At 66.2% G+C, this 10,776-nt stretch carries 8 protein-coding genes, 1 tRNA gene and 1 pseudogene; 7 read left to right on the top strand and 3 right to left on the bottom strand.

Going from position 1 to position 10,776, the window contains the following annotated elements; translation table 11 throughout:
• Positions 1–187, top strand: a pseudogene (locus ACWIQA_RS07230) (FAD-dependent oxidoreductase); the annotation flags it as partial.
• Between the two features lie 92 nt (positions 188–279).
• Here the strand turns inward: ACWIQA_RS07230 and ACWIQA_RS07225 are convergent.
• Positions 280–354, bottom strand: a tRNA-Asn gene (locus ACWIQA_RS07225).
• 74 nt (positions 355–428) lie between these two features.
• Between ACWIQA_RS07225 and ACWIQA_RS07220 the strand changes: the two genes are divergently transcribed.
• The 3 genes from ACWIQA_RS07220 to ACWIQA_RS07210 all read left to right on the top strand — a co-directional run bounded on the left by ACWIQA_RS07220 (position 429) and on the right by ACWIQA_RS07210 (position 4,571).
• Positions 429–1,301, top strand: coding sequence for a histone deacetylase family protein (locus ACWIQA_RS07220; RefSeq protein ID WP_448582396.1), 873 nt, complete (start codon positions 429–431; stop codon positions 1,299–1,301).
• Between the two features lie 76 nt (positions 1,302–1,377).
• Positions 1,378–3,267, top strand: coding sequence for a 2-oxoacid:acceptor oxidoreductase subunit alpha (locus ACWIQA_RS07215; protein WP_448582395.1), 1,890 nt, complete (start codon positions 1,378–1,380; stop codon positions 3,265–3,267).
• Between the two features lie 266 nt (positions 3,268–3,533).
• The gene (locus ACWIQA_RS07210; RefSeq protein WP_448582394.1) at positions 3,534–4,571 is read left to right on the top strand and encodes a 2-oxoacid:ferredoxin oxidoreductase subunit beta; all 1,038 of its coding nucleotides are present in this window, start codon (positions 3,534–3,536) and stop codon (positions 4,569–4,571) included.
• Positions 4,572–4,613: 42 nt separating this feature from the next.
• Here ACWIQA_RS07210 and ACWIQA_RS07205 read toward each other — a convergent pair whose 3' ends face one another.
• Positions 4,614–5,447: a class I SAM-dependent methyltransferase gene (locus ACWIQA_RS07205; RefSeq protein ID WP_448582393.1), complete on the bottom strand. Its 834-nt coding sequence runs from the start codon at positions 5,445–5,447 to the stop codon at positions 4,614–4,616.
• Between the two features lie 737 nt (positions 5,448–6,184).
• Between ACWIQA_RS07205 and ACWIQA_RS07200 the strand changes: the two genes are divergently transcribed.
• Positions 6,185–7,096 (top strand): hypothetical protein, encoded by a 912-nt coding sequence (locus ACWIQA_RS07200; RefSeq protein ID WP_448582392.1) that lies wholly within the window; start codon positions 6,185–6,187, stop codon positions 7,094–7,096.
• 222 nt (positions 7,097–7,318) lie between these two features.
• On the opposite strand, the gene ACWIQA_RS07195 is transcribed toward ACWIQA_RS07200, so the two are convergent.
• Positions 7,319–9,535, bottom strand: coding sequence for a TonB-dependent receptor (locus ACWIQA_RS07195; protein ID WP_448582391.1), 2,217 nt, complete (start codon positions 9,533–9,535; stop codon positions 7,319–7,321).
• A gap of 77 nt (positions 9,536–9,612) precedes the next feature.
• On the opposite strand from ACWIQA_RS07195, the gene ACWIQA_RS07190 reads away from it, so the two are divergent.
• Positions 9,613–10,254 carry a TetR/AcrR family transcriptional regulator gene (locus ACWIQA_RS07190; protein WP_448582390.1) on the top strand — a complete coding sequence of 214 codons (642 nt, stop codon included), beginning with the start codon at positions 9,613–9,615 and terminating at the stop codon, positions 10,252–10,254.
• Positions 10,255–10,350: 96 nt separating this feature from the next.
• Positions 10,351–10,776 (top strand): hypothetical protein (locus ACWIQA_RS07185; RefSeq protein WP_448582389.1); only part of this gene is annotated, 426 nt, incomplete at its 3' end.

Below are 10,776 nucleotides of genomic sequence, written 5' to 3'. Positions count from 1 at the left end.
CGTGGGGAGCCTTATGGGCAATCTCGTCGGCGGGCGAATGGCAGTAGAGGGGCGCCTTGCGCGGCTCATGTATCTTTCGCTTTACCGCATGCATCTCCTTGCCATCCACGGCTGGCTGAAGGGGGTGGCGCTGATTGCGGTTGGGCATGTGAATGCGGTGGTGCGGCCTAAGCTGAAGCTGCATTGACGGGGCGCGCGAGGGGCCGCTTGGTGCGGGCCGGGTCGGGACGAGGCCGCTTCGTGAGGGTACGGGGCGGGAGAGGCCCTGGTGGGGTGCGGTGGCTCCTCGGGTAGGATTCGAACCTACGGCCGTCCGATTAACAGTCGGATGCTCTACCGCTGAGCTACCGAGGAATGCGCCGGCTGCGGCGTTTGGCGCGCAGGCGGCGGGGTTGTCAAGCACGGCCACGTGCGCAGATGGCGAGGCCATGTTCGTCTTCCACCCCGGCTATGGGGCAGGCTTGCCGGCTGGGCACCGCTTCCCGATCGGAAAGCATCAAGCGGTGCAAGAGGCGCTTGCGGATGCCTTGCCGGAAGCCCGGTTCGTGGAGCCCGCGCCGGCGGCGCGCGAGGCGCTGCTCGCCGTGCACAGCGACTCTTACGTGGAGGCAGTGCTTTCAGCGCAGGTCGACAAGGCAGTCGAGCGGCGGATCGGCTTTCCGGTGACGGCCGAGGTTGCCAAGCGCGCAAGGCTTGTCGTTGGGGGCACGCTTTCTGCCGTGCGGCTGGCGCGGGACCTGGGGTTTGCTGCCAATCTTGCCGGAGGTTCGCACCATGCGATGCCGGACGCGGGGGCCGGCTATTGCGTGTTCAATGATCTGGCGGTGGCAGCAGTCGCCGAGGTGCGCGCTTCAAGGCGGGTGCTGGTGGTGGACGTGGATGTGCACCAGGGCGACGGGACGGCCGTGTGCCTTGCCGGGGTTGAGGGGGCCTTCACCTTCTCCATCCATGCCGAGCGGAACTTCCCGGCGAGGAAGGCCGCCTCCGACCTTGACATCGGCTTGCCGGACGGGTGCGGGGACGAGGCCTATCTCGAGGCGCTCGCAGGCGGCTTGCGGGCGGCCTTCGCGCGGGCGCGGCCGGATCTCGTGCTGGTGCAGGCCGGCGTCGATGTGCATGGTGCCGATGCGCTGGGGCGGCTGTGTCTCACGGATGCGGGGCTGGTCGAGCGGAGCCGGATGGTGCGCAAGGTCTGTGCTGCGGCAGGCGTGCCCGTCGCGGCGACGCTGGGCGGGGGCTATGGCGGGGACCTCGCGGCACTCGGGCGGCGGCATGCGCTGGCGCTGCTGGCGCTTGCTTAGCGCTCAAAATCCGCTTTTCCCTTCCGTCTGCTGGGCCTAGACTCCGGTGCCAATACGAACCGAAGCGGAGCAGACCATGGCAACGGCTCTTGATGCCGCGCCTCTCTTTCTCGACCCCAAGGCAAGCCAGGCGGACATGCCTGACCATGTCGTCGTTCGTTTTGCTGGCGACAGCGGTGACGGGATGCAGCTGACTGGCGGGCAGTTCACCATTGCAACTGCGCTTGCCGGCAATGACCTTGCGACCTTCCCCGACTTTCCGGCCGAGATCCGGGCACCGCAGGGGACGTTGTTTGGGGTTTCCGCCTTCCAGATCCACTTCGGGTCGAGCCGGATCGACACCGCCGGCGACATGCCTGACGTGCTCGTTGCGATGAACCCGGCGGCCTTGAAGGTGAACCTGCCGGATCTCAGGAAGGGCGGGCTCATCATCGCGGATGCGGGTGCGTTCAGCGAGCGCAACCTCATGAAGGCCGGCTATCCGACAAACCCGCTCGAGGACGGGAGCCTCGCGCCCTACCAGCTGCTTGCCTTCGACATCAGCCGGATGACGCTCGAGGCGGTGAAGGAGTTCGGCCTTGGCAACAAGGACGCACTCCGGTGCAAGAACATGTGGACGCTTGGGCTGGCGCTCTGGATGTTTGGCCGGCCGAGAAAGCCGGTGCTCGACTGGCTGGAGCGGAAGTTCGGGCCGAACCGGCTCTTGCGCGACGCCAATGTGGCAGCCCTGAACGCAGGCCATGCCTATGGCGAGACGGCCGAGCTTTCGGGGCCGCTCAAGCAGTTCCGGCTCGACCCGGCGAAGGTGGCACCCGGCTTCTACCGGACGGTGACGGGGGCCGAGGCGCTGTCGCTTGGGCTGGTGGCGGGCGCAAAGCTTGCAGGCCTGCCGCTCTTCTTTGGCGGCTATCCCATCACGCCGGCCTCGGCGCTTCTGCATGCCCTTGCCCGGCTGCGCGAATATGATGTGACGACCTTCCAGGCGGAAGACGAGATTGCGGCCATCTGTGCGGCGATCGGGGCATCCTATGCTGGATGCCTTGGCGTGACTTCGTCTTCCGGGCCGGGGATTGCGTTGAAGACCGAGGCAATCGGGCTTGCTGTGATGACCGAGCTGCCGCTTGTCATCGTCAATTCGCAGCGCGGCGGGCCCTCGACCGGGTTGCCGACCAAGACCGAGCAGTCTGACCTCTACCAGGCAGTCTTTGGGCGCAACGGCGACACGCCGCTTCCCGTAATCGCAGCAAGAAGCCCGACCGACTGTTTTGAGGTGGCGATCGAGGCGTGCCGGCTGGCGCTCATGTTCATGACGCCGGTGATGCTGCTGACCGACGGCTATATCGCCAACGCCGCCGAGCCGTGGCGAGTGCCGAGCGTGGCCGACTTTCCGCCGATCCCGGTTGCCTTCCACACCGAAGTGCCGGCGGAAGGGCATGTGAACCCCTATCAGCGCGACCCGGAGACGCTCAGGCGCATCTGGATCAAGCCGGGCACGCCTGGGCTCACCCACCGGATCGGCGGAATCGAGAAGAGCTACGAGACGGGGAACATCGACTATTCGCCGGCCAACCACCAGAGGATGACGGATACGCGCAAGGCCAAGGTGGACGGGATCGCCCGGTACATCCCGGCGCAGGAGGTGGAGCTTGGCGCCGCCGGCGGCGACCTGGTGGTGGTGGGCTGGGGCTCGACCTTTGGGCCTATTCGCCAGGCGGTTGCCATCTGCCGGGCAAGGGGGATGGATGTCTCCCATGTGCATGTGCGCCACATCTGGCCGTTGCCGGCGAACCTTGGCGAGTTGCTGCGGAGCTATCGCCGCGTGCTGGTGCCGGAGATGAACACCGGGCAGCTGAAGACGTTGTTGCGCGACCAGTATCTTGTGGATGCGAAGCCGCTTTCGAAGGTGTCTGGCCAGCCGTTCCGGATCGCGGAGATCGTGGCGGCGATTGAGGGGATGCTGGCGTGACTAGTATAGATGAAGTACAGAAACTGGTGTACAAAAAAGCAGGAGAGGGTGACGGCGCTTTCGCTATTGCTTGGGCGCTTCTTCAGCTCGCTGATTCGTGCGATGGAATAGCGAGAGCTGTCAGGGATCTCGGAAACGGGAACGCGGCTACATCTATGGGCGCAATAGAGGCCGCTTCGATGAAGATATCCGAAGCGTTAGAATCGATCGCTGAGAGCATCTCGTCGGTCGGCCCGATTGTTGAAAGTGATTGAGGAACAAGTGCCATGAACGAGATGGTGCCAGTGGTGCCGGCGAGCCGGCCGGAGGACTGGGCCTCGGACCAGGAAGTTCGCTGGTGCCCGGGGTGTGGGGACTATGCGATTCTGAAGGCGGTGCAGAAGACGATGCCCGAGCTTGGCGCGCGGCCGGAGACGACGGTGTTCATAAGCGGGATCGGCTGCTCGTCGCGCTTTCCCTATTATATGGAGACCTATGGGTTCCACACCATCCACGGCCGGGCGCCGGCGATTGCGACGGGGGTGAAGCTGGCCAATCCGGACCTCGACGTCTGGATCGTGACTGGGGATGGTGACGGGCTCTCGATTGGCGGCAATCACATGCTGCACCTGCTCCGGCGCAACCTCGACTGCCAGGTGCTCCTGTTCAATAACGAGATCTACGGGCTCACCAAGGGGCAATATTCGCCGACTTCACGGGTGGGAACGACAAGCCCGTCTTCCCCCTGGGGTTCGATCGAGCGGCCAGTGTTCCCTTGCGAATTCGCGCTCGGTGCTGGCGCCCGGTTCATCGCCCGAGTCATCGACACGGCACAAAAACAGATGCCGGAAGTGCTGAAGCGGGCCTATCGCCACCGGGGCACGAGCTTTGTTGAGATCTACCAGAATTGCGTGGTCTACAACGACGGCGTGTTCGAGGGCTTCACCGACAAGCGCACGGCTGCCAACACCCAGATCTGGCTCGAGCATGGCAAGCCGATGCTGTTTGCGAACGGGACCAAGGGGCTTGCCGTCAACCGCGAGACGCTGCGGATGGAGGTGGTGGACACCTCCGACAGCGATCTCTCGCGCGTGGTGGTGCATGACGAGACCAACAAGGCGGTGGCCAAGATGCTGGTCTCCATGCGGTTTCCCGAGTTTCCAGTGGCGCTTGGCGTCATCTTCTGCGACCCCAGGCCCAATTTCGGCGAGGCGCTGGAGCGGCAGCGGGCGGAGCATGCCGCCGGCAAGACCGCTGACCTTGATGCCCTGCTCAGGAAGGGCCCGAGCTGGGAAGTGCGGCCCGAGGACGCTGGCCCGGCGTGAGGCGGCGCCGGGCGCGCCGAGCGCGCCGGCTTGCGGGCGGGATCAGGATAGGCGCCGGATCCACATCACGCCGGGTGACTTCTGCGGGTTGCGCGCAAGCACGGGAAAGGCGCGGTGCACGGCATCCGGCGCCTGGTCGCGCAGCCACAGCAGGGCCATTACGATCTCGAAGCGGTCGTTGTGCGAGAGGATTGCTTCGAGCAGGTACTGCTCGGCCCAGAGCCGCCGCTGGGCCCTGAGCCAGGCCTCGGGATAGTCGTAGGGCGTGAAGATGTCGTCGATGCTGACATAGACCCCGGGCGCGAGGGACGGCAGGATCTCGAGGATTTCGAACAGCACGTCGCCGCGCGGCCGGATCGTGTGCGAGCTGTCGATGATCAGGATGTCGTCGGCCTGGAGCTGGCGGAACAGGCCGAGGTCAAGATGCTCCACCCGCTTGCGGATGACTGTGGCGCCGGTCTGTTCGAGGTAGGGCGCCTCATAGGGTTCGATGCACAGATGTTCGCAGCTGTAGGGCGCTTCCGCCGCGTTGGCGGCGATCGCCATGCGGGTGATCAGCGTCGAGTTGCCGGAGCCGATCTCGTAGATGCGCCGCGGCTTCAGGTGCCGGATCATGCTGTAGAGCATTTCGGCCACGCCTTCCTCGCAGGTCTTGTTGCGATAGCCGAACTGCCCGGGCCCTGGCGGCTCCATGGGAATCTCCAGGAGTTCCTCGCCGAACCGCAACTGTTCCAGCAGGGCAAGCTGGCGGGTGATATCGAGATGGATGCCGGGGAGGTTCCGTGCGCCGCGCGTCTCGCTGGGCAGGTCCTCTTCGCGGTAGGTTGGCTCGTAATCGTGCGTGCTGCGGACCTGAAAATTGAGCCGATCGGCCAAGCGCTGGACCCGGGGAAGGCTGGCGCGATGTCGCGCAATCAGGCCGAGCAGCGGGCTGATGGCGAGCAGTGCCGGGACCAGAAGAGCGTCCGCGACGGTCTTGACGATGGCCGTCGATAGGTCCTGTTAGTTGACACGCCGCGAATTCGCGCGCCCCTGCCCGCGAGCTGTCACGTCGGCCCCACGAAGACTGGGGAGAGTAGAGAGCTGGCTTCTTGGAAGTCAACCGGGCGGGGCGGGGGAAATCCGCGCGCGCCGGCGGAAAGGGCGGGCAGGAGGTGGCGATGCTGCAGCAGCCGGACGCGCTGGTGCGGGGTGTTCGCAGCACCCAGCCTCGCGCTCGCCACCCGGGCGCTCGGCAAGGCCGCGCTGGCCGAGGAGACGGTGCAGGAAGCGCTGACGACGCTGTGGCGGGAGGTGGCGCGGTTCGATTGCCGCCGTGGCGCCACTGGTCGACGCCGGGGACCCTGCCAACCCGGCGCTGGGACCGGGGGCGCTTGCCAAGGCGGCCGATATCGACCGGCAGCTCGCGCTCGCGATGGCGCGGCAGCGGGCGGCGCTGATGGCCGCTGGTGACGGGGGACGGCGATGGCGGCCTCGGTTGCGGCTGTGGTGCTGGTGCTGCCACGACCGGCGGGCGCGCCCGACGGCCTGCCCGCGGACGCAGTGGCGGGCGCGCCGGAGGCGCGTTTCGCGCTCCTCTCTAGGCCCACTCTCGAAGAGGAGATCCTGCTCTGATGCGCATTCTGTTCCCTCTGCCCTGGTCGCGATGGTGGCCGCGCCGGCCCTTGCCCAGGCGACCCCGCAGTCCCCGCGTAAAGCCGGGCGAGCGGCAGGTCGATGGCTGCGAGTATCGCGGGCCCGGCCCGGACGCGCTCCGGTCCTCGACTCCCGAGAAGTGGGCGGCGCTCAGGACGGCGCGCGACCGGGTGAACGTGCTGATCGCCGCCGACCGGCTCGATGTGCCGGCATTACGGCGGGCAATGGAGGAGGAGCGCAGGCTCGTCGACCAGCAGCAGGTGCGGCGGCAGGCGGCGCTCCTCGAGGCGGTTGCAGAAGCTTTCGGTTGCCGACCGCAGGGCCTTTGCCGCCGATGCCGGCGCCCGGGACCGGACAGGCGGCCGGGGTGGCGCCCTGCCCGGCTGGCCCTCGCCGGGGTCGGCGGGGAACGCGCCGTTGCCTTGCGCGCGCTGTTGGGCAAGAGTTTGGGCAAGGAGGAAGGACAGATGATGATGGGTTGGCGGTTGGGTGCAATGACGCTTCTGCTGCTGGCGGGACCGGCGCTGGCGCAGGCAGGGCGGACGACGGTTGCGGATGCCTTTGCGGGCATGTCGCCAGAGGGGCGGCGGATCATGAGTGCTGCCATTCTCGGCACAAGGAGCGAAGCAACCCGGGAGGCGATGCGGGCAGCGCGGGAGCGCGTCTTGCAGCTGCTTGAAGCCGATACCCTCGACCAGCGCGCGCTTGGCGAGGCGATGCGGGCGGAGGATGATCTGCTGCTGACCGAGCTCAACCAGCGGCGGCAGCGCATGGCTGCTGCCTATGCCCAGCTTTCAGCTGCTGACCGGAAGGCCTATGTGGCAGCGATAAGGGCCCAGCGCACGCTGCGACCAGCAGCAAAGCTTGGCGCCCGCGCGCTGCAGCCCTGAGCGCCTGCTCTGCGCGCTGGGGTCTCTGCGGAGCGCAGGGCAAAGGGGCGCCTGCTGCAGGGCGAGCGGCATGCCGGAGAAAATGGCCGAAAGCGCTGCCCAAGCGCCAAGACCCGGGCGCCGATGGGCCGCAGGGCCCGGGCGTTGGGCCTGGGTGCGGGCTCGCGCCCGCCCTTGCTTCCCGGGTGCCTGAGCGCAGCAGCGACGGCCCGGCGCTAAGCCCTAGTAGCGGAACTCGACTGTGCCAGTGAAGGTGCGCGGTGGCCCGTAGAAGCCGATAATCGAGTTGCCGAAGAGAGCACCGGGGAAGTTATAGCCACCGACGCGGTAGCGGCTGTCAGTCAAGTTGCGGGCGTGGAAGCCGAGGCGGAATCGGTCGTTGGCGCTGGTCCAGTTGAGGCTGAAGTCGACGAGGACATAGCCATCCTCGTCAAGGAGCGGGGTCTTGACTTCGAAGAGCTGATAGGCGTCGCGGAAGGCGATGGCGGGGCCGAGGAGGAGGGTGCCGCCGGCGAGCTGCCGTTCCCAGTTGATGGCCGCGTTGATGGTCCAGGCAGGCGTGTTCTGGAAGAAGCGCTGGTCGGAGACGTCGACCGGCGTGGTGCCGCCGAAGATGTAGGTCAGGAACTCGCGATAGTCGGCATGGGTGTAGCCGATGCCAAGATTGGCGGAGACTCCCATCGGCAGGCGGGCGGTGGCTTCGGCTTCGATCCCCCAGATGACGGCCTGGCCAGCGTTGTCGACGAAGCTTGCAATGCCGCCGAGTGCATTGGGGACCTGGATGGTGACCTGCTGGTCCTTGTAGCTGGAGCGGTAGCCGGCAAGCGCCAGGAACAGACTCTTGTCAAGGAAGCTGCCCTTGAGGCCGGCTTCGACGGTGCGGATGGTCTCGGGTTCGTAGCCATTGACGGTGGTGGGCGTGAAGACGGCGTCACCACGCATGTCAAAGCCGCCCGACTTGAAGCCCTTGCCACAGCTTGCATAGAGGTTGACTTGGGGTGTTAGGGCATAGGTTGCGCTGATACGGGGGGTGAGTTCATCGTCAGTGCGGTCGTTGGTGTAGTTGGTGCGGATGAGGCCTGGGATGGCGGCCGGGTTGCCGAAGACGGGCGAGCGGATCCCTGTGAAGTTTCGGCGGAAGACTGTGCCTTCCTTGCGGTCCTTGGTCCAGCGCAAGCCGCCGGAGAGCTTGAGGCGGTCCGTCAAGTCGATCGAGACGTCGCTGAAGAGCGCGATCGAGCGGGTGTCGACATCGCCGGAGGTGAGAATAGTGAGGTTGGCGCTGCCAAGGACAGTGTCGAACGCGCCAGCGGCATTGCCCTCGAGGTAGAAGACGCCGGCGACGCCCTGGATTTTCTCAAGGGTCAAGAGAGCCTGGACTTCCTGGGTGAACTGCCAGTCCTCGTAGAAGGCGGGAATGTCAAGGACGGGGCCGGGCGTGTTGTCGAAATCGATGAGCGTGTCGGTGCGGCCGCCGCGGTAGGCAGTGATGGACTTCAGCGTCAGGGCATCAGAGGCAGCGAATTCGGCGGTGGCGGAGACGCCCCAAGTCGTGACCTTGTTGTCATCTCCGATTCCGGCGCGGGTGTCGTACTTGGACGGAAGCGGCGCAAAGGCGGGGAGGCCGGCGAAGCCGACCTCGCGGTGGCCGTGGCGGGGATTGCTGTTGTCGACCATGCGGTCGCCGGCAAGCCGCAGGAAGAATCGCTCGCCGGGAGTCCATTCGGCCGACGCGCGGAACGTCAGCACGTCCTTGTCATAATGTTCAGCGCCGGTCGTAAAGTTCTCGCCGTAGCCGTTCCGGTTGTACCAGCCGACGGCGCCGCCGACGGCGAGCGTGTCACCGATGGGGACGGAGGCGCGGACCACGGCATCGACCTGGCCGTAACTGCCGAAGCTGCCGCGGGCCATGAGGTCGAGTTCGGGCGAAAGGCGATTCGTCACATATTTGATGGCGCCGCCGATGGTGTTGCGGCCATAGAGCGTGCCCTGCGGTCCGCGCAGCACTTCCACCCGGCTGACATCGAGGATGTCAAGGACGGCGCCCTGGGGCCGGGCGAAATAGACGTCATCGACATAGAGGCCGACTCCGGGCTCGAAGCCCCAGAGCGGATCCTGCTGGCCGACACCGCGGATGAAGGCGATGAGGGTGGAGTTGGAGCCGCGGGCGACCTCGAGCGTGAGATTGGGGGTCTGGCGCTGGAGCGAGGTGATGTCGGGCGCGCCCTGGTTGTCGAGGGTCTGGCCCGAGACGACGGTCAAGGAGATGGGGACATCGACGAGGCTTTCCTCGCGGCGGCGAGCAGTGACGACGATGTCGGACGCTTCGCCCTCGGCGATCGCCTGGGTCTCTTGGGCGGAGGCCGAGGCGAGGCCTGGGAAGGGAACGGCGAGCAGGGTGGAGGCAAGCAGCAGGGCGTGGGCTGCGCATTTGGGCATGACGGTCTCCCCGGGGACTTGACTGTTTTGCGGAAGGTTACTGAGACCTGAATCAGATTTCAACTTTGGAGGCGGGCATGGCAAAGGCGGCAAGTGGCAGCGATGTGGGTTCGGCGCCGGCTGTGGCGCGCTTGCCACGCACGGCACGGGGGATGCGCACAAGGGCGGCGCTCATTGATGCAGCGGCGGCCGAGTTCGGCGCGCGCGGTTTTCATGACACCGGGATCACCGATATCACCCGCGCAGCCGGCGTGGCGCTGGGGAGCTTCTATACCTGGTTTGATTCAAAGGAGGCGATTTTCCGCGCCGTGGTTGCCGACATGTCCGAGCGGGTGCGCGACGCGGTGGCGCCACGGCTTGCCGGGGTGGAGGGGGCGCTGGCGCGGGAGGAGGCGGCGCTGGCGGCCTTTCTTGAAGTGGTGGCAGCGAACCGGCTCCTCTATCGCATTATCGACGAAGCCGAGTTCGTGGCAGCGGATGCCCACCAGGCCCATTATCTGCGAACGGTGGGGCGGATTGCCGAGCGGCTGCGGGCAGGCGTTGAGGCGGGCGAGCTCAGCGCCGGGGTGGGCGAGGTGGAGGCCTGGGCGATTGCAGGCATGAACGTGTTCCTGGGGCTTCGCTATGTGCTGTGGGCCGCAGACGGCGACCCGGACCCGGCCGAAGTGGTGCTGCGGGCAAACCGGCTGCTGAGGGGGGGGATGGCCCGGCAAGGTTGACGCGGATATGGTGCCTCTGGCGCCGGAAAATGGCGCCGTCATCATGGGCATGGAGGTTTCGACGTGGTCCACGACGATTGCCCTATCCCAGGACCGATGCTTCGGCTGAGCGCGGAGGAAGTCGAACGTCTGCAGGAGCTTTCCGCTCCTGTCCGAGCTCGGCTCTATGATGCCGACCCCGTGTTCATCCGGAATGCAGCCGTCGTGCTGCTCGTCCTGGGTCGCCTGCCAAAGTTGGTGTTCGGCGCAGTCGTCGAGATCAGTTGGGTCGATGATGCTGGCGACGGCAATCGCGTTTGGGCTGACCTTCGTATCTCTGAGCATGAGCTGACAGCATCGGTCGGTGCCCACTTCTATGATCCGGATGTTGGTGGAGACACAGAGACCGATACGGTCTTCGAGGCAGATTCTGACGGATCCCGCACCGGCAGCCTCGGTAAATGGCTCTGGCGGGTTAAGCAAATTGCCGAGGTCGGCAAGTTAGTCTTGGACGTGGGGGATACCGAGATTGATCAGCTGGAG

It is taken from the genome of Thermaurantiacus sp. (assembly GCF_053487655.1).
The sequence above is the reverse complement of the archived record's forward strand: the minus strand, read 5'-3'. Positions and strand labels throughout refer to the sequence as shown.